The sequence below is a fragment of the Cellulomonas wangleii genome (assembly GCF_018388445.1).
Taxonomy (GTDB): domain Bacteria; phylum Actinomycetota; class Actinomycetes; order Actinomycetales; family Cellulomonadaceae; genus Cellulomonas; species Cellulomonas wangleii.
This window is the reverse complement of sequence record NZ_CP074405.1, coordinates 3,821,390-3,844,778: the sequence shown is the minus strand read 5'-3', so window position 1 is coordinate 3,844,778 and position 23,389 is coordinate 3,821,390. Positions and strand designations below refer to the sequence as shown.

General features: G+C 76.4%; 20 protein-coding genes. 17 read left to right on the top strand and 3 right to left on the bottom strand.

All coding sequences use genetic code 11. From position 1 onward, the window contains the following. The first annotated feature begins 7 nt into the window (after positions 1-7). The 4 genes from KG103_RS17540 (at position 8) to KG103_RS17525 (ending at position 5,327) form a co-directional block, all read left to right on the top strand. Positions 8-1,510 (top strand): dihydrolipoamide acetyltransferase family protein, encoded by a 1,503-nt coding sequence (locus tag KG103_RS17540; protein WP_207339758.1) that lies wholly within the window; start codon positions 8-10, stop codon positions 1,508-1,510. Between the two features lie 136 nt (positions 1,511-1,646). Then, the gene (locus KG103_RS17535) at positions 1,647-2,450 is read left to right on the top strand and encodes a hypothetical protein (protein ID WP_207339757.1); all 804 of its coding nucleotides are present in this window, start codon (positions 1,647-1,649) and stop codon (positions 2,448-2,450) included. Between the two features lie 77 nt (positions 2,451-2,527). Next, positions 2,528-3,226 (top strand): copper resistance CopC family protein, encoded by a 699-nt coding sequence (locus KG103_RS17530; RefSeq protein ID WP_207339756.1) that lies wholly within the window; start codon positions 2,528-2,530, stop codon positions 3,224-3,226. A 67-nt stretch (positions 3,227-3,293) separates the two neighbouring features. Further along, complete coding sequence (locus tag KG103_RS17525; protein ID WP_207339755.1) at positions 3,294-5,327, top strand: cytochrome c oxidase assembly protein; 2,034 nt, start codon at positions 3,294-3,296, stop codon at positions 5,325-5,327. A gap of 58 nt (positions 5,328-5,385) precedes the next feature. Here KG103_RS17525 and KG103_RS17520 read toward each other — a convergent pair whose 3' ends face one another. Continuing rightward, on the bottom strand, positions 5,386-6,222 hold the full coding sequence (locus tag KG103_RS17520; RefSeq protein WP_207339754.1) for an FHA domain-containing protein: 837 nt from the start codon (positions 6,220-6,222) through the stop codon (positions 5,386-5,388). A gap of 280 nt (positions 6,223-6,502) precedes the next feature. Between KG103_RS17520 and KG103_RS17515 the strand changes: the two genes are divergently transcribed. The 12 genes from KG103_RS17515 to KG103_RS17460 all read left to right on the top strand — a co-directional run bounded on the left by KG103_RS17515 (position 6,503) and on the right by KG103_RS17460 (position 20,837). After that, entirely contained in the window at positions 6,503-7,207 is a 705-nt protein-coding gene (locus tag KG103_RS17515; protein ID WP_207339753.1) for an SAF domain-containing protein, read from the top strand. Further along, on the top strand, positions 7,207-7,992 hold the full coding sequence (locus KG103_RS17510) for a P-loop NTPase family protein (protein WP_207339752.1): 786 nt from the start codon (positions 7,207-7,209) through the stop codon (positions 7,990-7,992). The genes KG103_RS17515 and KG103_RS17510 overlap by 1 nt, the downstream gene beginning before the upstream one ends. 19 nt (positions 7,993-8,011) lie before the next feature. Then, positions 8,012-9,328 (top strand): CpaF family protein, encoded by a 1,317-nt coding sequence (locus KG103_RS17505; protein WP_207339751.1) that lies wholly within the window; start codon positions 8,012-8,014, stop codon positions 9,326-9,328. Beyond that, the gene (locus KG103_RS17500; RefSeq protein WP_207339750.1) at positions 9,325-10,242 is read left to right on the top strand and encodes a type II secretion system F family protein; all 918 of its coding nucleotides are present in this window, start codon (positions 9,325-9,327) and stop codon (positions 10,240-10,242) included. Before KG103_RS17505 ends, KG103_RS17500 begins: the two co-directional genes overlap by 4 nt. Next, on the top strand, positions 10,239-11,159 hold the full coding sequence (locus KG103_RS17495; protein ID WP_207339749.1) for a type II secretion system F family protein: 921 nt from the start codon (positions 10,239-10,241) through the stop codon (positions 11,157-11,159). The genes KG103_RS17500 and KG103_RS17495 overlap by 4 nt, the downstream gene beginning before the upstream one ends. A gap of 94 nt (positions 11,160-11,253) precedes the next feature. Beyond that, positions 11,254-11,508 carry a hypothetical protein gene (locus KG103_RS17490; RefSeq protein ID WP_242635188.1) on the top strand — a complete coding sequence of 85 codons (255 nt, stop codon included), beginning with the start codon at positions 11,254-11,256 and terminating at the stop codon, positions 11,506-11,508. Continuing rightward, positions 11,505-11,909, top strand: coding sequence for a TadE/TadG family type IV pilus assembly protein (locus tag KG103_RS17485; RefSeq protein ID WP_249670653.1), 405 nt, complete (start codon positions 11,505-11,507; stop codon positions 11,907-11,909). The genes KG103_RS17490 and KG103_RS17485 overlap by 4 nt, the downstream gene beginning before the upstream one ends. A gap of 76 nt (positions 11,910-11,985) precedes the next feature. Then, positions 11,986-12,426: a TadE/TadG family type IV pilus assembly protein gene (locus KG103_RS17480; RefSeq protein WP_207339748.1), complete on the top strand. Its 441-nt coding sequence runs from the start codon at positions 11,986-11,988 to the stop codon at positions 12,424-12,426. A gap of 2 nt (positions 12,427-12,428) precedes the next feature. Next, complete coding sequence (locus tag KG103_RS17475; protein WP_207339747.1) at positions 12,429-12,914, top strand: pilus assembly protein TadG-related protein; 486 nt, start codon at positions 12,429-12,431, stop codon at positions 12,912-12,914. After that, a complete protein-coding gene (locus KG103_RS17470; protein ID WP_207339746.1) occupies positions 12,911-15,742 on the top strand; it encodes a bacterial transcriptional activator domain-containing protein in 2,832 nt (943 codons plus the stop codon). The genes KG103_RS17475 and KG103_RS17470 overlap by 4 nt, the downstream gene beginning before the upstream one ends. Before the next feature lie 119 nt (positions 15,743-15,861). Further along, the gene (locus tag KG103_RS17465) at positions 15,862-16,134 is read left to right on the top strand and encodes a WXG100 family type VII secretion target (protein ID WP_207339745.1); all 273 of its coding nucleotides are present in this window, start codon (positions 15,862-15,864) and stop codon (positions 16,132-16,134) included. Between the two features lie 80 nt (positions 16,135-16,214). Next, entirely contained in the window at positions 16,215-20,837 is a 4,623-nt protein-coding gene (locus KG103_RS17460) for an FtsK/SpoIIIE domain-containing protein (protein WP_207339744.1), read from the top strand. Between the two features lie 104 nt (positions 20,838-20,941). On the opposite strand, the gene KG103_RS17455 is transcribed toward KG103_RS17460, so the two are convergent. Continuing rightward, positions 20,942-21,937, bottom strand: coding sequence for a hypothetical protein (locus tag KG103_RS17455; protein WP_207339743.1), 996 nt, complete (start codon positions 21,935-21,937; stop codon positions 20,942-20,944). After that, complete coding sequence (locus KG103_RS17450; RefSeq protein ID WP_207339742.1) at positions 21,931-22,530, bottom strand: hypothetical protein; 600 nt, start codon at positions 22,528-22,530, stop codon at positions 21,931-21,933. Before KG103_RS17450 ends, KG103_RS17455 begins: the two co-directional genes overlap by 7 nt. Positions 22,531-22,789: 259 nt before the next feature. On the opposite strand from KG103_RS17450, the gene KG103_RS17445 reads away from it, so the two are divergent. Further along, complete coding sequence (locus KG103_RS17445) at positions 22,790-23,071, top strand: isoamylase early set domain-containing protein (protein ID WP_207339741.1); 282 nt, start codon at positions 22,790-22,792, stop codon at positions 23,069-23,071. Positions 23,072-23,389 lie beyond the last annotated feature (318 nt).

The following is a 23,389-nucleotide window of genomic DNA, read 5'->3' as shown; positions in this document are numbered from 1 at the left end:
ACCCCGCGTGCCCACGTACCAGCAGTTCCCCCTGCCCGACGCCGGTGAGGGCCTCACCGAGGCCGAGATCGTCACGTGGCACGTCGCCGTCGGCGACCGTGTCGAGGTCAACCAGACGATCGTCGAGATCGAGACGGCCAAGTCGCTGGTCGACCTGCCGTGCCCGTGGACGGGCGTCGTGACGCGGCTGCTGGTCGACACGGGGACGACGGTCGAGGTCGGCACGCCGATCATCGAGGTGGACGTGGACCCGGACGGCGCGGCGCCGGAGCCGGTGGGGACGGGCGACGCCCGTGCGGACGGCGCGCGCGCCCACCACCCGCACCCGAGCCGGTCGTCGGCAGAGCCCGGCGGTGCGGACGAGGTCGGGGCGGCACGCGACGAGCTGCAGGCGCCCGTCGGCGCCGACGGACCGGCGAGCGGCGCGCCCGCGGCCGGTGGCGGGTCCGGGGCGGTGCTCGTCGGGTACGGCGTGGCGGACGGCGGGTCGGCGCGACGCCCTCGCCGGCCGGCCGCCCCGCGGGCGACGTCGTCCGCCGCGGCGCCCGCGCGCCCCGCGGCGTCGCCCGCGCGCCCCGCGGCGCCCGCGCGACCCGACGGCACGCAGCACGCGCTGGCCAAGCCACCGGTGCGCAAGCTGGCCCGTGACCTGGGCGTCGACCTGGACGCCGTCACCCCGACGGGCCCGGGCAGCATCGTCACGCGTGAGGACGTGCTGGCGCACGCGGTGCGCGCCGAGGGCCGCGCCCTGGCGACGTACCCCGGCGACGACCGCCCCTGGGCGGCGGGCGGCACCGTGAGCCCCGACGGGCGTCAGACGCGGGTGCCGGTGAAGTCCGTGCGCAAGCGGACGGCCGAGGCGATGGTGTCCAGCGCGTTCAGCGCCCCGCACGTGACCGTGTTCCACACCGTCGACGTCACGCGGACCATGAAGCTGGTCGAGCGCCTGCGCTCCGACCGGGAGTTCGCCGACGTGCGCGTGACCCCGCTGCTCATCGCGGCGAAGGCGCTGCTGCTGGCGGTCGACCGGCACCCGGAGATCAACGCGTCGTGGGACGAGGCGCAGCAGGAGATCGTCTACAAGCACTACGTGAACCTCGGCATCGCGGCCACGACACCGCGGGGCCTGGTGGTGCCCAACATCAAGGACGCGCACCGGCTGGACCTGCTGAGCCTGGCCCGCGGGCTGGGCGAGCTGACCGCGACGGCGCGCGCGGGCCGCGCGTCCCCGGCCGACATGTCCGACGGCACCATCACGATCACCAACGTCGGGGTCTTCGGCATCGACACCGGCACACCCATCCTCAACCCGGGGGAGTCGGCGATCCTCGCCTTCGGGGCGATCCGGCAGCAGCCGTGGGTGCACAAGGGCAAGGTCAAGCCCCGGAACGTGACGCAGCTGGCCCTGAGCTTCGACCACCGGCTCGTCGACGGTGAGCTGGGCAGCCGCGTGCTGGCCGACGTCGCCGCGGTGCTGGCCGACCCCGCGCAGGCGCTGGTCTGGGGCTGACGGCCGGGCTGACGGGCAGCGGCAGGGCCGGCGGCCGGCGGTGAGTGGTCCCGTCGTGGTCGTCCCGTCACCGTCGGTGGGTGACGAAACGATTCGGTGACTGGATCGTGCCGCGGTCGCGCGTGATGTTCTGCGGGTGCCGGCCGACGAGACGACGCTCGCCGCGGGCCGCAGCCCGCAGGCGCTCGTCCGCGGGGCCGGCCTGACCGCCGCCGTGCTCGCCGGGGGCGTGGCCGGCCACTGCCTGGCCGGTGGGCACGTGCCCGGGCCCGCCGTGCTGGCCGCGGTGGGCTCGCTCGTGCTGGTCACCGGGGTGCTCGCCGCGCGCAGCCTGCTCGTGCGGGCCGGTGCGCCCGCCGCGACGCCGGACGCCGCGAGCCGGGGCACCGCGCCGCCGCCGGTCGCCCGCGCGGCCGCCGCCCTCGCCGCCGCGGGCCTGGCGGTCGCGCTGCACCCCGTCCTCGCGCTGCTCGCCGAGCCCGTCGCGGACGCCGGGACCGTCCGGGCCCCGGGTCACGCGGCCCACGGTGACGCGCCCGGTGCGGCCGTCGACCTGACCCCCCTGCTGGCGGCCGGCATCGACCTCGACGCCGTGCGCGCGGCCGGCACGGACCTCGAGGCCCTCGTCGCGGCAGGGCTCGACGGTCCCACGCTCGCCGCGGCGGGCATGGACCCGGACGACCCGCACGCACCCCACGTCGTGGCGGGCCTCGTCGCGGCCGCCGACCGTGCCCGGGCGGCCGGTGGTCCACCCGCCGCACCCGAGCCCGCCCCTCCCGCTGTGCGGTCGCCCGCACCGGCCCCCCGTGCGGTCGCGGTCGCGGCGGGCGCGGCGCTGACGGCGGCGCTCGCCGGGTCGGTGCTGCTGGTGCCCGGCCGTCGACGACGGCCGCCGGGGGCGCTCCCGTCGGGGTCGGGCCGGCCGCCGCTCGCCGCGTGAGACGGGCGGGTTCGTCGTGGGCCGGGCGTCCGTGATGGGATCGGGGCGCTGTCGTCCCTGCAGGAGAGGTGGTCCCCGTGCCGTCCGTCGTCCCGGCCCCCGCCGCGCGTGCAGGGTGGCGGCCCGCCGTCCTCGCCCTCGTCCTCGCGCTCGTCCTCGCCGTGCTGGCGGCGTCGCCCGCCGAGGCGCACAACACCCTGCGGTCCACGGACCCGGCGGACGGCTCGACGGTCCCGGCCGCGCCTGCGCAGGTCACGCTGACCTTCGACCAGCCGGCGATGGAGCTGGGCACGCAGGTCGTGGTGACCGCCCCGGACGGGGTCGTCGTCAGCGACGGCCCGGTGCGGCTGGTCGACTCCTCGGTGGTCCAGCCGCTCGTCGAGACGCTGCCCGCCGGTGCGTACACCGTGGACTGGCGCGTGACGTCCGCCGACGGGCACCCGCTGTCGGGGACCTTCGGGTTCACGGCGACGGCCGCGTCGCCGGTCCTCGAGCCGGCGCCCGCCGACCCGGCGCCGACCGAGGGTGCCGCGGACGCGACGCCCACGCCGGAGGAGCCCGCCGCGGACGAGCCGACCGACGTGTTCACCGCCACGGCCACTCCGCCCGTGGCGCTCGCCGACGACGATGGCGTCCCGGCCTGGGTGTGGGTCGTGCTCGCGGTCGGGGTGCTGGCCGCGCTGGCCGGTGGTGGTGCCGCCCTCGCCGCCCGCCGCCGTGCGGCGACGTCCGACGGCCCGGGGTCGACGGACGCGGACGGCCCGTCCGAGCGCTGACGCGCCCGCGTCGCGGGGGCGACGACCGCCGCCCGGGATGCCCCGGGAACCGGCCTAGGCTGTCGGCGTGGAGGAGCGCGTGAACCCGGTGCCGCGTGGTGCCCTCGGCGTGCTCGCGGCGACCGGCGTCGTCGCGGTGCTCGCGGGGGTGGCCCTCACCGGGAGCGCGGCGGCGGTCCTCGTCGGGGACCCCGGCGCCGTGGTGCGCTGGGGCCTGCCCGTCGTCGAGACGCTCACCGAGCTGGCCGCGTCCCTGACGGTCGGCGCGCTGCTCCTGGCCGTGTGCGTGCTGCCGCGCCGCACGTCCGCGGCCGCCCGCACCCCCGGGTCCGACCGGGCCGCCGCCGACGGCTCGGCCTACCCCCGCAGCCTCGTGCTCGCCGGCGTCGCCGCCGGCGCGTGGACCGTGCTGTCGGTCGTGCACCTGGTGCTCGCGTACGCGTCCGTCGCGGGGGTGCCGCCCACGGCCCCGTCGTTCGGTGACGAGCTCGCGCTGTTCGTCACGCAGATCGACCTGGGCCGCACGCTGCTGTCGGTGACGACCGTCGCCGCGGTGGTGACCGCGCTGTCCCTGGTCGTCGCCACGCCCACGGGCGCCGCCTGGACCGCCGCCCTGTCGCTGGTCGCGCTGTGGCAGCTGGGCCAGACCGGCCACGCCGCCGGCGCCGCGAGCCACGACCTGGCGACGTCCGCGATGGTGCTGCACCTGGTCAGCGCGGCGGTCTGGATCGGCGCGCTCGCCGCCCTGGCGGTGCTGGTCCGACGCCTGGGCGCCGACGTGGTGCCCGCCGTCTCGCGCTTCTCGGTGGTGGCCGGGTGGTGCGTCGCGGGTGTCGCCGTCTCGGGCGTCGTCAACAGCGTGCTGCGCCTCGGCGGCTGGGAGGGCCTGCAGACCCGCTACGGCGTGCTGCTGCTGGTGAAGATCGCACTGTTCGCGGCCCTGGCGCTGCTGGGCCTGGCGCACCGCCGTGCGACCGTCCCGCGCCTGGCCGGCCCCCGTGGCGGGCTGCTGTTCTGGCGCGTGGTGCTGGTCGAGCTCGCGGTCATGGGGGCGGTCTCGGGCGTCGCGGTGGCGCTGGGCTCGTCCCCGCCGCCGGTGCCCGACGCACCGGTGACGGACACGTCCCCCGCCTACGTCCTCACGGGTCACGCCCTGCCGCCGGAGCCCACGGCCCTGCGCTGGCTCACCGAGTGGCGCTGGGACGTGCTCATGGCGTGCGCGGCGGCCGCCGGGATCGTCGTGTACCTGCGCTGGGTGCGCCGCCTGCGGCGGCGCGGCGACTCCTGGTCCTGGGTGCGCACGGCGTCGTGGGTCACCGGCATGCTGCTCTTCGCCTGGACGACGTCCGGCGGGCCGTCCGTCTACGGGCACGTGCTGTTCAGTGCGCACATGATCCAGCACATGGTGCTCGTCATGGTGGTGCCGCTGTTCGTGGCGCTGTCGGCACCCGTGACCCTGCTGCTGCGCGCCGTGCCTGCCCGGGCGGCCGTGCTGCGGGACGACGCCTCGCGCGGCCCGCGCGAGTGGGTGCTCACCCTCGTCCACAGCCACGTCGGCCGGTTCTTCGCCCACCCCGTGGTGGCCGCCGTGAACTTCGCCGGCTCGATGGTCCTCTTCTACTACTCGGGCCTGTTCGAGTGGTCGCTGCGCTCCCCGGTGGGGCACCTGGCGATGATCGTGCACTTCACGCTCGCCGGGTACCTGTTCGTCAACGCGCTCGCCGGCGTGGACCCCGGCCCCACCCGCCCGCCGTACCCCATGCGCCTGCTGCTGCTGTTCGCGACCATGGCGTTCCACGCGTTCTTCGGCGTCGCGCTGGTCGGCGGCGAAGGGCTGCTGGTGGCGGACTGGTTCGGCCTGACGGGTCGCCCGTGGGGGGTCTCGGCCATCCGCGACCAGCAGATCGGCGGGTCCGTCGCGTGGGGCATCGGGGAGATCCCGACGCTGGCGCTCGCGGTGGTCGTGGCCGTGCAGTGGACGCGTGACGACGAGCGCACGGCCCGGCGCCGCGACCGGCGGGTGGACAGGGACGGCGACGACGAGATGGACCGGTACAACGCGATGCTCGCGCGCATGGCCGAGGACGACGCCCGCCGCTAGGCCGTGCCCCGCGGCTCGTCGCCGTCAGCCCGTCAGGGCCGTCAGGACCGTCAGGCCGTCAGACCAGGACGATCCGGCAGGACACGTCACCGAGCCGGACCGTGGTCCCCGACGGCACCACGTGCGCCTGGCCCGGGCTCAGCGGCAGCGGCGGGTCGCCCAGCACGGTCGTGCCGTTGGTGGACCCGCAGTCCGTGACCCGCAGCACCCCCTGGGGGTCGACGGACACCAGCGCGTGCGTCTTGGAGACGAGCATGCCGGGGCTGCGCACGACGACGGGGGTGCGGCCCGGCGCCGCAGAGGGGTTGCGCCCGAGCGCCGCCTCGCCGTGGAACGTCACCGGCGGGCGGCCGTCCACCTCGAGCACGGCCTGCGACACGTCCGGGTGGGCCGCCTCGTCGCGCGTCCCGTGCAGGCGCTCGGCCAGCGCCGCGTCCGGGAGCGTCAGCGCGGCGACGTCGAGCACGGGGACGGGGCGGTCCTCGACGCGGTGGGGCTCGAGCGCACCGCACCGGGCGCACGTCGTCGCGACGACGGGCTGGGGGGTGCCGCACCGGCGGCACCCGGTGTCCTGGGGTGCGGGCAGCGGCGCGGCGGACGTGCGCCCCTGGTCGTCGAGCGCGTGCACGGCGCCGTCCGGGTGCACGGCCAGCAGCTGGCCACCGCCGGCTGACGCGAGTCGCAGCCGCACCGGGCGGTCGACCGTCGCCGCCACGGCCGTGGCGCGCGCGAGCAGGCCGGTCCGCAGCCGGGCGGCGGAGGGCGCCGAGCACGCGTGCTCGGTGTCGTTGACGATCAGGGTCGCGGTCGTCGGCGAGTGCAGGACGGCCGTCACCCGCGGCCAGGGCGAGATCCGGGTGACGGTGGGACCGCCCGCGGGGGCGCCCCGGGTCATGACGCGTCCCGGGCGCCGCGGTCGCGCCGTCCACCCGTGGCGTGCGGAGCCGCAGGTCCGTGCATGGCGAGCCCTCTTCTCGTCCCGTCGGGTCCGGTCCCCGGACCCGCTCGTGGGGCCTCGCCGCCGGTCCGGGGACCCGCGGCGCGTGCGCAGATGCTACCGACGTCGCGGGCGGGGCCGGAGAGCCGTCCGGGTGACCGGTCTGTCCGGATCGCCCCTACTCGCCCCTATAGTCTTCCCGTCCAGCACACGACGAGCGTGAGGTACGGCGTCGCCCATGACGGTGAGCACCAGCACGACCGGGCCCGAGGCCGCACCGGACCGCCGCGCCCGCGCGAGCCGACCGTCCGGTGCGCGGGCCGACCGCCTGCCGCCGCCGCCGCGCGAGAGGCGACCGCTGCTCGCGGCGTTCGCGGTGCTGCTGATCGTCGGCGGCGCCGCGGTCGCCGGCCTGCTCGCGCTGCGGGCGGACTCGCGTGTCCCGGTCCTGGTCGCCACCGCGGACATCGTCGCCGGTCAGCGCATCACGGCCGAGCACCTCGGGACCACGCCCGTGGCGTCCGAGGGCACCCTGCTGCTCCCCGCGGGGCAGCACGACCTGGTGGTCGGCCAGTACGCGCGGCGCTCCATCAGCGCCGGTCAGCTGCTCGACACGTCGATGCTCACCACGTCGGGGATGCTCACCGAGGGCAAGGTGGCCGTGGGTGCGGCCCTGGCCGCGGGCCGCGTGCCGGCCTCGGGGCTCCAGCCGGGCGACGTCGTGCAGCTGGTGCGTGTCCTGGACGGCGAGGGCACCGTGCTGGTCCGCGAGGCGCTGGTGAGCTCCGCGTCGCGATCGAGCGACAGCCCCGGCGGCGCGACGGTCACCGCCACCTTCATCGTGGAGGACTCCGAGGGCCCGGTCGTGGCCGGTGTGGGTGCCGAGGGGCAGCTCGCCGCGGTCCTGATGACGCGCGGCGCCGCGGTGGACGGGGACGGCTGATGCTGGTCACCGTCGCCTCCGCCAAGGGGGCGCCGGGCGTCACGACGACGGCCCGGGTGCTGGCGAGCGTCTGGCCGCAGGACGTCGTGCTGGTGGACGCCGACCCCGGCGGCGGCGACCTGTCGCTGCTGGCGCGCCGCCCCGACGAGGGTGCCCTGGACCCCGAGCTGGGTCTGCTCTCCCTGGCGGCGGACGCCCGCCGAGGGCTGGCGGACCGCCCGCTCGAGGCGCACCTGCAGCAGTCGGAGGGCGGCCTGGACGTGCTGTGCGGCGTCGGCACGCCCGACCAGATGGTCGGCATCGCCCCCGTGCTCCCGCAGCTCGGCGCCGCGTTCTCCCGGTGGCCCGGCCGCGACGTCGTCGTCGACGTGGGCCGCGTGACCCCGTCGAGCCCGGTGCTGCCGATCGTGCAGGCGTCGGACGTCGTGCTGGTCGTCACGCGCGCGCGCCTCGAGGCCTTCGCGCACCTGCGTGAGCGCGTGCGCTGGCTGGCGCAGCTGCGGGACGCGAGCCTGCGGTCGCCCGCGATCGGCATCGTGCTCGTGGCCGACAGCCGGGACCGCCGCTCGGCCGGTGACCTGGCCCAGCTGCTCGCGCACGAGGGGCTGTCCGCGACGGTGCTCGGCCAGGTCGCGGACGACCCGCGCGCCGCCGACGTCGTGGGCGGGCGCCTGCAGCGCCCCGTCGCGCGCTCCCTGCTCGTCCGGTCCGTCCGCCAGCTCGTCGACCCGGTGCGGGCGCTCGCCGCCGCGCGCGCGGGCCGCGGCGTCGGCACCCCCGTCTGAGCGTCCCGGAGGAGCACACATGGCCGTCGACCAGGGGCTCGTCCGCCGGTTGCGCGAGGAGGTCGCCGACACCCTCGCCCGGCAGCGGCGCGACGACGCCGCCGCGGGCAGCCCTGCCATGTCCGCCCAGGACGAGCGGCAGTTCGCCCGCGCCGTCATCAACCGTGTCCTGGACGCGCACGCCCGTGCCGAGATCGCGGCCGGCCGCACACCGCTCGCGCCGCTGGAGGAGGAGGAGGTCGCCGGGGGTATCCACGCGGCCCTCTTCGGCGTCGGGCGCCTGCAGCCGCTGCTGGACGACCGGGACGTCGAGAACATCGACATCAACGGCTGCGACCGGGTCTTCGTGCAGTACTCCGACGGCCGCGAGGCCGTCGCCCCGCCCGTGGCGGAGACGGACGACGAGCTCGTCGAGCTCATCCAGGTGCTGGGCGCCTACTCGGGCCTGACGAGCCGGCCGTTCGACTCCGCCAACCCGCAGCTCGACATCCGGCTCCCCGACGGCTCGCGCATGTCCGCGGTCATGGACGTGTGCGCGCGGCCCTCGGTGTCGATCCGCCGCTCGCGCCTGTCGCGCGTGCACCTGGACGACCTGGTGCGGTTCGGGTCGGTGACGCCGGACATCGCGGCGTTCCTGTCCGCCGCCGTGGCGGCCCGCAAGAACATCATGATCGCCGGCGCCACCAACGCCGGGAAGACGACGATGCTGCGCGCCCTGGCCAACGAGATCGGCCCCCACGAGCGCCTCATCACCGTCGAGCGCGCCCTGGAGCTGGGGCTCGGGGAGTTCGCGGACCTGCACCCCAACGTCGTGGCGTTCGAGGAGCGGCTGCCCAACTCCGAGGGCAACGGTGCGATCACCATGGCCGAGCTGGTGCGCCGCAGCCTGCGCATGAACCCGAGCCGCGTGATCGTCGGCGAGGTGCTGGGCGACGAGATCGTCACGATGCTCAACGCGATGAGCCAGGGCAACGACGGCTCGCTGTCGACGATCCACGCCAACAGCTCCATCGAGGTGTTCAACCGCATCTCCACCTACGCCATCCAGTCGGCGGAGCGCCTGCCGGTCGACGCCACGATGATGCTCATCGCGGGTGCGATCGACTTCGTCGTGTTCGTGCAGAAGCAGAACGACTACGCGTCGGGCGGGCGGCTGCGCCGCTACGTCGCCAGCATCCGTGAGGTCAACGGCATCGACGGGCGCGTGCTGTCCAGCGAGGTGTTCGCGCCCGGACCCGGGGGGATCGCGGTCCCGGCCGCACCCGTCGCGTGCATCGACGAGCTCGCGGCCGTCGGGTACAGCCCCGGCTACGCGTTCGCGCAGGGGGTCCGATGACCCCCACGCTGCTGCTCGTCGTCTGCCTCGGCGCCCTCGTCGGCGGCGGCGTCGTCCTGCTCGTCGACAGCCTGCTGCCGCGCGACCGCCGCCGGGCGACGGTCCGCAGCGAGGGGCCCTCGCTGGTCGAGCGGATCGGCCGGCAGGGCGCCCTGGCCCTGGGCGCCGGCCTGCTGGTGCTCCTGCTGACGCGCTGGCCCGTGGCGGCCGTGGCCGCGGTGCTGCTGGTGCTGGTGTGGCCCGTGCTGTTCGGGGGTGCGCGCGCGGAGCGTCAGGCCATGGCCCGCATCGAGGCGCTCGCGGCGTGGACCGAGTCGCTGCGCGACACGATCGCCGGTGCCGTGGGTCTGGAGCAGGCGATCCCCGCGACGGTCACGGCCGCGTCGCCCGTGATCCAGCCGCAGCTGCGGCTGCTGGTGGACCGGCTGCGGGTGCGGGTGCCGCTGGCCACGGCGCTGCAGCGGCTCGCGGACGACCTGGACGACCCCAGCGCCGACCTCATCGTCGCCGCGCTGATCCTCAACGCGCGGCTGCGCGGTCCCGGTCTGCGCCAGGTGCTCTCGTCGCTGTCCGACGCGGGCCGCGCCGAGCTCGACATGCGGCAGCGGGTCGGTGCCGGGCGTGCGTCCACCCGACGGTCGGCCCTCATCGTCACGGTGTTCTCGATCGTGGCCATCCTCGGCCTGACCGTCCTCAACCCCACGTACGTCGAGCCGTACGGCACCGCCACCGGGCAGCTGGTCCTCACGCTCGTGTGCACGCTCTTCGCCGCCGGGTTCCTGTGGATGCGGCGGCTGTCCGGCGTCGAGCTGCCCGAGCGCTTCCTCGTCGCGACCCCCGACCGCGCCGCACCGGCCGACCGCGGCGGCGCGCCCGACGGCCGTGCCCTGACCGGTCCGGAGGTGCGCGGATGACCGGCGTGCTCGTGGCCGGTGCATTGGCCGGGCTGGGCGTCCTCGTCCTCGTCCTGGTGCTCGTGCCGCCCGCCACCCGTCCCGCGGGCGCCCTGGCGCGGCTCGACCGGGAGCGCCGCGAGGGCCGCGCGCGCGCACGCGTGCTGCAGACCGACCGGCAGGCCGCGCTGCTGCCGTCCTGGGAGCAGGTCCTGGGCCGTCGCACCGCGGGTGGCCTGGACGCCCTCGGCATCGGGCTGGGCTCCCTGCGCTCGGACCTGTCGATGGTCGGGCTCACGCGGGACGCGTTCCTCGCCCGCACCGTGCTGGCCGGTCTCGCCGGTCTCGTGGTCCCGCTGCTGGTCACGGCGGCGCTCGCGGCGCTGGGGACCGGGGTGCCGCTCGGGGTGCCGGTGGTCGTCGCGGTCGTCGTCGCCCTGGTCGCCGGTGCCCTGCCCGCGCTGTCGGTGCGCTCGCAGGCGGCCCGCCGGCGTCGTGACTTCCGGCACGTGGTCGGCTCGTTCCTCGACCTGGTCGCCATGAGCCTGGCCGGCGGGCGCGGTGTGCCCGAGGCGTTGTCCGGCGCCTCGGAGATCAGCGACGGCTGGGCGATGGTCCGCATCCGGGACGCCCTGATCGCGGCCCGGCTGCGCGGTGAGACGCCGTGGGCGGCGCTCGGTGCCCTCGGCGAGGACCTGCGCGTCGACGAGCTGCGCGACCTGGCCGCGGCCCTGGCGCTCGTCGCCGAGGACGGGGCCAAGGTGCGGGACTCGCTCGCGGCCCGGGCCGGCTCGATGCGCCGGCGCGAGCTCGCCGACGCCGAGGGCAAGGCCGGTGAGAGCTCCGAGACCATGCTCGTCGCCCAGCTGCTGCTGGCGATCGGGTTCCTCGTCTTCCTCGTCTACCCGGCGGCGATGACGGTGTTCGGCAGCGGGTGAGGCTGCGCGGGCACGCGCGACCGGCAGCACGCACGGATGGACAGGCACGGACGCACGGCAGGACCACACAGGCACGGCACGACAGGAGAGTGACATGTTCTTCGCACCCTGGACCCCGTACGGGTACATGGAGCTGGAGATCCGGCGACGGATCGCCCGCGCACAGCAGTCCGGCGACCGCGGGGCCTCCGCGATCGAGTGGGTGATCATCACCGGCGTCCTGGTGGCCCTCGCGGCTGCCGTCGGTCTCACCCTGTACAACCGGATCACCGAGGAGGCCGACGCGATCGACATCCCCGGCGCACCCGGCAGTGGCGGTGGTAACCCCGGTGGCGGCGACGGCCCGTGAGCCGGTGGCGTCACCCGCGTGACGACCGCGGAGCGAGCAGCGTCGAGATGATCTTCTACACGCCGCTGCTCATGCTGGCGATCTTCGCGATCGTGCAGTTCTCGCTCACCTGGTACGGGAACGAGCTCGCCGGCGCCGTCGCGCGCGAGGCGGCGCGCGTCGTGCGCACCGGTGGCGGGACCGCCGGGTCGGTGCAGGAGGCGCGGCAGCGGGCCGTCACGTACGCCGAGCAGATCGGTGGTGCGTCGCTGCGCGACGTGGACGTGACGGTCACCCAGCCCGACGCCCTGACGGTGCGCGTCACCGTCACGGGCCGCGCGGTCGAGATCGTGCAGGGGCTGGCGCCCGAGGTGTCGGCCACGGTCCAGGGACCGGTCGAGCGCTTCCGCGCGGACACGTGACGCGGGTGCAGCACCGGGGGGGCCGGTGGCGCTGGACGCCGGCCGGCAGCCGTCGGATCGAGGAGAGGGGGGACGCATGAGGCACGGGGAGGACCGGCGACCCCGCTGCGCCGCGGCGCCGCCGCGCGACCGCGGGTCGATGGCCGTCGAGGTCGTCGTGCTCGTGCCGCTGCTCGTCCTCATGATGTTCCTCGTCGTCGCCTTCGGCCGGTTCGTGTCCGCCGAGGGGGCGGCGCAGGCGATGGCGCGCGACGCCGTGCGTGCCGCGACCCTCGAGCGCAGCGGCGACGCCGCGCTGGCGGCCGCGCGCGCCATGGCGGACGCCGCCGCGCCCGACTCGCTGCGGTGCGAGCCGGCCGAGCTGACCGGGGACTTCGTCGCCGGCGACCTGGTGACCGTGGAGGTGCGCTGCCGGGTCTCGTTCTCCGACCTGGGACTCGTCGGGCTGCCCGGGTCGGCGGACGTGACCGGGTCGAGCACCGCCCCGCTGGACACGTGGCGACGGACGGGAGGCTGAGCGTGCGCAGGATCGTGCACCGCGTCCGGCAGGGCGTGACGGACCCGGACGGCGGGCCGGAGCGGGGTGACCGCGGCACGGCGACCGCCTTCGTCATCGGCCTGGTCGTCGTGCTGTTCGCGCTCGCCGGCCTGGTCGCGGACGGCGGGCGCGCCGTGAACGCGCGGGTCGCCATCACCGACGACGCGGAGCAGGCGGCGCGCGTCGGCGCCGACCAGGTGGACGCCGGGTCCCTGCGCGGCGGCAGCGTCCCGAGGATCGACCCGGTGCGGGCGACCAGTGAGGCCCGTGACTTCCTCGTCGCACGTGGTTACGCGCCCGGCCGCATCTCCGTCGGCGCCGACGGGGACGCCGTGACGGTCCAGGTCAGCGACGTCGTCCCGACGGCGCTGCTGCAGCTCGTGTTCATCGACAGCTTCACCGTCGAGGGCGACGCCACCGCGCGCGCCGCCTTCGGCATCAACTCCGAGCTCGGGGGAGCACCGTGACCAGCCAGCACCAGGACGAGCGCCGCACCGGCCCCCAGCGGTTCCAGCAGGTGGGGGAGCCGGAGGCCCGACCTGTCGGCGCGGCCCTCGGTGCGGCGTTCCTGCTGCTCCTGCTCGTCGTCGGGGTCCCGGCGGGGCTGGTGGCGCTCGACGCCCTGCCCGTCATCCCCACGTCCCTGCCCGGCCGGGCGGACCTGCTGGCCACCATCGGGGTCGAGCAGCTGCTGGCAGTGCTGGTGTGGGTGGTGTGGATCGCCTGGTTGCAGTTCACGGTCTGCGTGCTCGTCGAGCTGCGGTCGGCGCTGTCGGGCGTCGGGCTGCCCGCCCGGGTGCCGCTGGCCGGTCCCAGCCAGCGGCTGGCCCGCACGCTGGTGGTGACGGTGCTGCTGCTCGTGACCGCGGCCGGTCAGGCCACCGCGGCGGTCGCGCCCGCCGTCGCGGGGTACGAGTCCGTCGCGTCCCCGGTGGCGGTCTCCGCCGTCGAGGTCCCCGGGCCCGCGGCGTCGACGCCGGCCCCCGCCGCCGACGCCTCGGTCGAGGCTGCCGCCCAGGTCGAGACCACGTACTGGCTGGGGGGCATGCAGCTCAGCCCCGAGGAGGGCGCCGAGCTCGAGGGGCGCCGCGTCTACGTGGTGCAGCCGCCCGAGGGCCGGTACCACGACAACCTCTGGGACATCGCCGAGCGCACCACCGGCGACGGCATGCGCTACCGCGAGGTGTTCGAGCTCAACAAGGGCCGGGACCAGCCCGACGGCCAGGAGCTCACGCTCGAGCGGCTGATCCAGCCGAACTGGCTGCTGATCATGCCGGAGGACGCGACGGGCGTGGACCGCGTCACCGCGGTGGTCACCCCCGCCCCGGCGCCCGCGGTGCCCGTCCAGGCCCCGGCCGCGCCCACCCCGGCGGGCGACGTGGCGACCGCCGCCACCGGGGTCGCCGGGGCCGCCGCCCACGAGGTCACCGGGTCCGCCGCGGAGAGCACCGCGCCCGGTCTGGTCGGGGCGGGCCTGCTGGCCGCCGGCCTGCTCGTGGCGCTGGAGCGCCGTCGCCGCCGCGGGCGCTCCGGCGAGCCCGGCGCGGGCGCGGTCGAGCTCGAGGTCGTCCTGCGCGTCGGAGCCGACCCGCAGCGTGCGCTGCTGCTCGACCGTGGGCTGCGGCGGCTCGCCGCCGAGCTGCGCTCGCAGCGGCGCAGCCTGCCGGGCGTCGTGGTCGCACGCGTCGACGACAGCGGGCTGGAGCTCGACCTGACGCCGGCCGCCGCGGACGCCCCGCGGCCCTGGCAGACGCTGGACGGCGGGCGTCGCTGGCGGCTCGCCGCCTCCGACCTCGACCTGGGCCGGATCGACGCACCGGCGCCGTTCCCGGGCCTGGTGTCCCTGGGCCGCGACGACGCGGGCCGCGACGTCCTCGTGGACCTCGAGGCCGCGCAGGGTCCTGTGGCGCTGGTCGGCGACCCGACCGCCGCCCGGGAGGTCGCGACCGCGCTGGCCGCCGAGCTGGCGACCAACCGCTGGTCGGACGCCCTGCAGGTGACCGGGGTGGGCATGCCGGACGGGCTGCGCGAGCTCCCCGCGGACCGCTACACGCGCGCCGGCACGGTCACCGGCGTGCTGGACCGGCTGCGTGCCCACCGCGCCCGCGCGACCGGCGACGACGTCCTGACCGGCCGCCTGCGGGGCGACGGCACCGCGGTGGGTGTGCCCGAGTACGTCGTGCTGGGCGAGCCGCCCGCCCCGGACGCCGGCCGCGAGCTGGCCGCCCTGTCGACCACCGCGCAGCGCACCGCGCTGGGCGTGGTCTGCGTGGGAGACCTGCCCGGCGCGCGCTGGCGGCTCGAGGTCGCGGCCGACGGCCGGCTGACGGCCCGCCTGCTGGGCGTCGACGTCCGCGCCAACCGGCTCACCGCCGCGCACGTCGACGCGCTGGGCGAGCTGCTGGTCGAGGCGCCGGACCCCGTGCGCGGTGTCGACGAGCGGCGGGCGGCGGCCGAGCACGAGGGCGCGGTGGAACGGCCCGACGTCGACCCGCCGGACCGGACGCTGTCCGCGGCGGACCTGCAGCGTGCCGCGGTCCGGGTGCTCGTGCTCGGTGAGCCCCGCGTCGAGGCGCGGCGGCCGGTGGACGAGGCCCGCCGGCCGCTGCTCACCGAGCTGGTGACCCTGCTCGCGCTGCACCCCGAGGGGGTGCACGGCACGGTGCTGGCCGCCGCGCTGTGGCCCGGTGGGGCGACCCCGGAGGTCCGGGAGCGCACGATCACCCGCGCCGCGGCGTGGCTCGGCGAGGACGCGGCCGGGCGGCCGCACCTGCGCCGGGGCGACGACGGGCGGCTCACCCTGGGTCCCGACGTCGTCGTGGACTGGGACGTCGTGCGCTCGCTGCTCGCGCGGGCGCGCGGTGCCGCCGATCCCGCGGCCGAGCGCTCGCTGCTCGGCGAGGCCCTCGCCCTGGCGGCGGCGCCCGTCGTGGCCGTCCGGCCGCCGGGGCGCTACGGGTGGCTCGCCCGGGTGCGCGCGGAGCACGCGTCGCGGGACCTGCTCGTCGACGCGGCCCACCGCCTCGTGGTGCTGCACCGGGACGGCGACGACCCGGCGGCCGCGCAGCGGGTTGCCTGGGACGCCGTGCAGGTCAGCCCGACGTCCGAGCTGCTGTGGCGCGACCTGCTGCGGGCCGCGGACGCCACGGGCGGCCCCGACGCGGTGCGTGACGTGGTCGGCGTCCTGGTCGCGACGCTGCGCGCGGCGGACGTCCCGGTGATGTCGGCGGCCACGCGGGCCCTGGTCGAGGAGCTGGTCCCGGACACGGGGCAGACCCTGCGCGGGTCCGCGTGAGACCGGACGAGTGAGCGCTCGACGGTTCATCCACAAGGCGCACCCTTCGCGGTGAATTGCCCGATAAGGTCGGTCCCCGGCGCCGAGGGGCGCCGAGCTCGACACAAGAGGAGACTCCCGTGGCCGTTGGCGCCGAACTCAGCACCCTGCAGCAGCTCAACAAGACGTTCACGACGACGGCGGCCGACGCCGAGCGGATGAAGGGCGACGTCGACAAGGCGCTCGAGAGCGCCGTGTGGACGGGCAAGTACTCCGAGGACTTCCGGACCGCGTGGCAGGACTACCGCGCCAACCTCGACCGGCTGCGTGACGCGCTGGACGGTGCAGCGGGCGACGTGAAGACGAACCACAACAACATCGCGGCGGCCACGGGCGAGCCCGACCGCATCTGACCGGTGCCACGGCCGGCGGCCCGCCCTCATGGGGCGGGCCGTGGTCCGCCCGGCACCGAGCCACCCGGACGGGGGAGCGCGTGCGACTGCTGCTCAGCGTGACGGCCCAGCGCGGCGACGAGCCGCGCGACGTCGTCGTGGAGTGCCCTCCCGGTGCGCGGGTGCGGGACGTCGCGCAGGCGCTCGACGCGCTCGTGCCGACGGCGCGTGCGCGCGTGGTGCCGCGCGGGTCGGGGCACCTGGGCGTCGTGACCGCGACGGTCGCCGAGGCCGGTGCGCCCGACCTGTGGTGGCACGGCGCCCCGCTGGACGCCGACGTACCCGTCGAGCAGTCGCCGCTGCGGCACGGCGCGGTCGTGGGCCTCGGGGTCGACCCGGGCGACGTGTGGGCGGAGCCGGACGGTGCGTGCGAGGTCCGTGTCGTGTCCGGCCGGCAGGCCGGGCGGGTGCACCGCTTGCCGGTCGGCCGGCACGTGCTCGGGTCGGACCCCGCCGCGTCCGTCCCGGTGGACGACCCCGACGTGCCGCCGGTCGCCGTGGTGCTGGAGGTCGGCGTCGACGGCTCGGTGACCGTCGAGCCCGCGCCCGAGGTGCTGGGTGCCGTCGTCCCCGCACCCGTGCGCCGTCGCCCCCCGGAGGGCCCCATCGTGGTCCCCCGGGGCGAGCCGGCGGCCGGGGCGTCCCGCGGCCGGCGCCCCCGGGGGCGGTTCGCCCGCCAGCTCGCGCAGGCGCGCCAGGGCCTGGAGGCCATGACCGAGGTCGACCCGGAGTCCGACCGCCCGCTGGTCCACGTCGACCGGATCGCGCTGACCGCCGCGCAGCCGTGGCACCCCGGCGAGTCGCTGGTGGTGGGTGACGTCGTCCTCGAGGTCGGTGAGGTGGGCCTGCCCGACGCGTCGCTGTCACCGAGCGCGGCGGGCGCCACGCTCGACTACAACCGGCCGCCGCGGCTGCTGCCGCCCGTGCGGCCGTCGGAGTTCCGGCTGCCGCCCGAGCCGCGCATGCCCGACAAGCAGCGCTTCCCCCTGACGATGGTGCTCATGCCGCTGGTCATGGGCGCGGCCATGTACTGGTTCACCAGGTCGCCCTACGCGCTGATCATCATGGGGCTGTCCCCGCTCATGGCCATCGGCAACTTCGTGTCCTCGCGCGGGGGGCAGCGCAGCAAGCACGTCGAGGCCGTACGGACCTACGTGCAGCGGGTGGCGCGCATCGAGCAGCAGGCCTTCGAGTCGCTGCGCACCGAGAGCGCGTCACGCCGCCGCGACCTGCCGGACCCCGCGACGGTGCTGCTGTTCGCCACCGGCCCGCGCGCCCGGCTGTGGGAGCGGCGTCGCACGGACCCCGACTGGATGCTGGCGCGCGTGGGCACCGCCGACCTGCCCAGCGAGGTGTCGTTGCACGACCCCGGGCGCGAGGAGCACGAGCGCGTCCAGCACTGGACGGCGGCCGACGTGCCCGTCGCGGTGCCGCTCGCCCGCGTCGGCGTCACCGGCGTCGTCGGACCGGCCGACGCGCGCCGCCGGGTCGGCGCGTGGATGCTCGCGCAGGTGGTCGCGGCGCACTCGCCCGCGGACGTGTCGGTGCACCTGCTCGCCGACCCGGACGGCGGGCAGGAGTGGGGGTGGGTGCGGTGGCTGCCGCACGCGCGCCGCGACGGCGGACCGGTCGCGCAGGTCGGCACCGACGAGGAGACGACCGCCCGGCGGATCTCCGAGCTGCTCGCCGTGCTCGAGCAGCGGCGGTCGGTCGCACGTGGGCAGGGCGTCGGGTTCGGCGGGTCCGGCGCGGTGCTGCCGGCACCCGTGGTCGTGGTGCTCGACGGTGCACGGCGGGTCCGGCTGCTGCCCGGTCTGGTGACGCTGCTGCGCGAGGGGCCGGCGCACGGCATCTACTTCCTGTGCCTGGACGAGCAGGAGCGTCAGCTCCCCGAGGAGTGCCAGGCCGTCGTCGACCTGGCCGGGCCCACCGCGCGCGTCGCCGTGGCCGGTCAGGAGCCGGTCGACGGCGTGCGCGTCGACCTGGTGCCGACCGGCTGGTTCGAGCGGCTGGGCCGGTCGCTGGCCCCGATCGAGGACATCAGCACCGAGGACCTCTCCGCGACCCTCGTGGCCTCGTCGCGGTTGCTGGACGTGCTGGGACTCGACCCGCCCACGCCGGCCGACGTCGCGCGCGGGTGGGCGGCCGGCGGCCGCACGACGCGCGCCGTGATCGGGGAGTCCTCCGACGGGCCGTTCGCCGTGGACGTGCGTGCCGACGGGCCGCACGGCCTGGTCGCCGGCACCACCGGCTCCGGCAAGTCGGAGCTGCTGCAGACGATGATCGCGTCCCTCGCGATCGGCAACCGCCCCGACGAGATGACGTTCGTGCTGGTCGACTACAAGGGCGGCGCGGCGTTCAAGGACTGCAGCCGGCTGCCCCACACCGTGGGCATGGTGACCGACCTCGACGCGCACCTGACCACACGCGCGCTGGAGTCCCTGGCCGCGGAGCTGCGGCGCCGGGAGCACCAGCTGGCCGACGCGGGCGCCAAGGACATCGAGGACTACCTGGCTGCCCGCGGCCCGGCCGACGCCCCGATGCCGCGCCTCATGATCGTCATCGACGAGTTCGCGGCCCTCGTCGCCGAGCTGCCGGACTTCGTCACCGGCCTCGTCGACATCGCGCGGCGCGGCCGCTCCCTGGGCGTCCACCTGGTGCTGGCGACGCAGCGCCCTGCCGGCGTCGTGAGCGCCGAGATCAAGTCGAACACCAACCTGCGCATCGCGCTGCGGGTCACCGACCGCAACGACAGCCAGGACGTCATCGAGGCGCCCGACGCGGCGGAGATCGCCCCGAGCCTGCCCGGGCGCGCGTACGCACGGCTCGGGCACACCAGCCTCGTCGCGTTCCAGTCGTCCCGCGTGGGCGGGCGCCCGCCCAGCGTGGGCGGCGGTGCGCGGGTCGACGTCACACCGCTGACGTGGGCAGGGACCGGCCGGCCGGTGCCCGTGCAGCGGGCCTCGAGCGAGGACGACGTCGACGTCCCGACGGACCTCGCGTCGCTGGTCACCGCGGTGCAGGGCGCGGCCACGCTCGCGGGCGTCAGCGCGCCACCACCGCCGTGGCTGCCCGCGCTCGGCGAGGTCGTCACGGCACACGACGTCGCGACGCAGGGTGGCGAGGCGCTCGCGGCACGCCCGCTCGCGCTGCCGTACGGCCTGCTCGACCTGCCCGCGGAGCAGCGTCGTGACGTCGCGACGCACGACCTGGACACGGCCGGCAACCTGGCGGTCGTCGGCGCCGCGCGCTCGGGCCGCTCGACCGTGCTGCGTGCCCTGGCCGCCGCGGTCGCGACGCGGACCTCCCCGCGCGACGTCCACCTGTACGGGCTCGACTTCGGCAACAACGCGCTGCTGCCGCTCATGGGGCTGCCGCACACGGGTGCCGTGGTCCCGCGCGACCAGCCCGACCGGGTCGCGCGTCTCACGCGCCGCCTGCGCGCGGAGATCTCCCGCCGCCAGCAGCTGCTCGCCGAGCAGTCGTTCGCGGACGTCCGGGAGCAGCGGGCCGGCGTCGCCCCCGCGCAGCGCCTGCCGTACCTGCTGGTGCTGCTCGACCGGTGGGAGGGGTTCATCCAGGCCTTCGAGGACGTGGACGCGGGTGCGCTCGTCGACCTGTGGACGCAGATCCTGCAGGAGGGACCGGGCGCGGGGGTCAAGGTCGTCGTCGCGGGGGACCGCAGCCTGCTGGCGGGCCGCATCTCCACGCTCACCGAGGACCGCGTCATGCTCCCCATGCCCGACCCGGGCGACTACCAGTCCGTCGGGCTGTCGGTGCGCGACGTGCCCCAGCACCTTCCCGAGGGTCGCGCGTTCCGCTCCGAGGGGCCGCACGAGCTGCAGGTCTGCCTGCTCGACGACGACCCGAGCGGCCCGGCACAGGTGGCGGCGCTGCAGGCGGTGGGGCGGACCGCGACGGCGCGGCACGCGGGCGACCCGGTGCCGGCGACCGGCGCGCAGGTGCCGTTCCGCATCGACCCGCTGCCCACCCGCCTCACGCTCGACGAGGCCGCGGCCCTCGGCGGCCCGCCCCTGCGCCGTACCGCCGTGCCCCTGGGCGTCGGCGGGGACACGCTGGCCCTGCACGGCCTGGAGGCGGAGGAGCACGGGCCCGGGCTGCTGGTGCTGGGCCCGCGGCGCTCCGGCCGCAGCACCACGCTGCTCACCGTGGGGGAGAGCGCGCTGCGCCGCGGCTGGACCGTCGGGGTCGTCACGCCGCGCCGCAGCCCGCTGCGCGACTTGGCGGCGCGGGACGGTGTCGTGGCCATCGAGGTCGAGGCCACGCGGGACGAGGTCACCGCGGCTCTCGCGCTGCTCGTCCCGCAGGACGTGCCCAGCGTCCTGCTGGTCGACGACCTCGAGCTGGTGGGCACCGACGGTGTGCTGGCCGACGCGATCGTCGCCCACCTGGGGGCGCTGCGGGACCGGCCCGGCCTGGTCGTGGCCGCCGGCACGGCCGACGAGCTGGGCAGCGCCTACCGGGGGCCGGCCGCCACCATCAAGAAGTCCCGCAGCGGCCTGCTGCTCGCCCCCGCCACGCCCAACGACGGCGACCTCTTCGGGCTGCGGCTGCCACGGTCGGCGATCGGCGGCGCCGTCCCCGGGCGGGGTCTGCTGGTCAGCGGCGGGGCGTGGCAGCTGGTGCAGGTGCCGCTGCCCTGACGTGCGCTGCCCTGACGGCGGCTGCCCCGACGTGCGGCTGCCCCGACGTGCGGCTGCCCCGACGCGACGTCCGCGTCGGGCTCGCTCACGTCGCGGCGCTCGCGTCAGCGCGTGACGACGGTCTGGATCTCGGCCACCGGGATCTCGGCCGTCGTGGTGACCGTCTGCAGGTCGAGCGGCTGCGGCTCGGGGTTCTGCGACGACACCCAGCTCGCGGCCCAGGTGGTCGTGGCCGTCAGGGTCGCGGTCCGCAGGGTCTGGCCCTCCTTGACGGGCTGGTTCGCGCTGGAGCGCGTGAAGACGATCGAGCACGTCGACGACGTCATGCCGGCGCTGTACGCGGTCCCGACGTCCGGGCAGGTGGCCGTGTCGGCGTTGGGCGCCTCCAACGTCATGGATCTCACGCTCGCGTCGACGCGCGCCCACACGCCAGGCACCGAGGCGGTCACCTCGACGGTGGCCGGGGCGCCCTCGACCCACACGAACGTGTCCATGTTGACCACCGTGGCGCCGGACCCCTCGATCGACGGGTTCCACCGGACCGTGCCGGTCGGCAGCTGTATGTGGTCCTGCGCGATCTCGACCAGCTGCTGCGGGTCGACGACGACGTCGACCGGAGGTGCCGGCTCGCCCTCGGGCACGAAGACGGCGCGGTGGGACAGCAGGTAGTCGAGCTCGACGTCGTCGTCGATGTCGTAGCGGCAGCGCGGCTCGTACCACCGGCCGGTGTCGTCGGTCGCGTACGCCTCGAAGTCCGGGTTCAGCAGACCCTGCGCGGCGTAGGCGTCGAGCGTGCCGGACTGCCGTGCCGGACCCCCGGTCTTCCAGTACTCGTAGTACTCGTAGCCGGTCCTGCCCGGGGCCCTCCAGCAGTCGGGCGCGACCGTGGCCTGCACCGACGACGAGAACGACCGGCCCTCACCCGTGGAGCCGGAGCTCGTCACGGTGACCGCGATGGTGCCGCCACCTGCCTCCGGGGTGACGGGAGCCGGCGCCGGTCCACCACCCCCACCCTTCCCGTCATAGGCGGAGGCGCCGCCGGCCAGCGCCAGCAGGAGCGCCCCGGTGAGGACCGCCACCCTGCCGGCGCGGCTCAGCACGACCCCTCACCGGCGGTCGTGCCGATGACCCACCGATCCCCCAGTCGCTGGAGCTGGACGGTCTCGCGCCGCGGGTAGCCGAAGCCGGCGGTCTCGGGGGTGTCGGGTCCGTCGGCGTCGGCGAACGTCGCGTCGCGGTAGTCGTCGCAGACCGCTGCGGTGGCGGTGTCGCCGGTGACGGTGACGTCGCTGACGCGGGTGCGGAAGGTGCCGCCGATGTCGACGGCGTCGGCGGTGTTGTTGGTGGCGATGCGCTCCATGACCGCCTGCACGTCGGCCGAGGCGATGACGGCGAACGCGGGGCTGACGGTGTTCGTGGTCATGGTGCGCCAGTACTCGACCTGGTAGGTGGCCACGGTGTTCCACACGTCGGCCTCGTCGCCGGTCAGGGTGGGGACGTCGTCGAAGACGATCCCGAGCTCGGGGTCCGACATGTCCTGCGTGCTGGACTCCGGCGTCGGCTCGGGCGTCGCCTCCGCGCTCGCCTGCGGCGTCGGGGACGCGGTCAGGCCGGGCGGCTCGACCGCCTGGGACGTGCACCCGGCCAGGGCCAGCATCCCGACCACCACCGTCACGGTCGCGACCCGTCCCATGCGTGCTCCTCCCGACGACGAGGCCCGGCTGGGCGCACCGACCGTAGCGCCCGGGAGGTGGTCGTGCCCACCCCGCGAACCGGTGTCATCCGGACGGGACGCACCAAACGCGCCGTACCGGGTGCCACCGTCGTGTTCCGGGCGGCCGCGCGGCGTCGTCGTCGCCGCGTCACACGGCGGTGACCGGCTCGTGGACGTCCCCGAAACATGGGTCCGCCACGATGCACCCGTCCGCCCGTCCCGAGGGAAGGTGCCGCAGGTGCTGAAGAAGTCCCGTTCCGCCAGGTCCGCCACGTGCACGCTGACGTTCGCCCTGCCCGCCGCCGTCCTCGACGGGCCGGTGAGCGTGGTCGGCACGTTCAACGACTGGACGCCGGGCGTGCACCCGCTGCGCCGCCGGTCGAACGGCACGGCGAGCGCGTCGGTCGTCGTCCCGACGGGCTCCACCGTCCGCTTCCGCTACCTGGGCAGCCAGGGGCGGTGGTTCGACGACGCGGACGCGGACGAGATCACCGCCGAGGGGTCGGTCGTCCGCGCGTAGGGCGGGCCCGCGACCGCGCGGCACGGGTGGGCCCCCGCGCACCGACCGCACGTCGCACGGTCGCGGAGATCACCTCGGTCAAGCGCAGGCCGGGTGCGGGGCGGCCGGGCCCCGTCCCGCAGCGCCCGGTCCCGGCGTTCTTGGACGCCTGCCCACCTCCGGGAGGGGTGCCGTTGGGACATGCGTGAGACGCGCTTTCCACAGCAGGCGGGGGAGCGTTCCGCCCCGCGCACCGATCGGGTGAAACCCTCTGGTCAGGCGCGATCGTATCGATACGATAGGACCCTGACGCGACCCGGCACGACCGACCACCGCGCA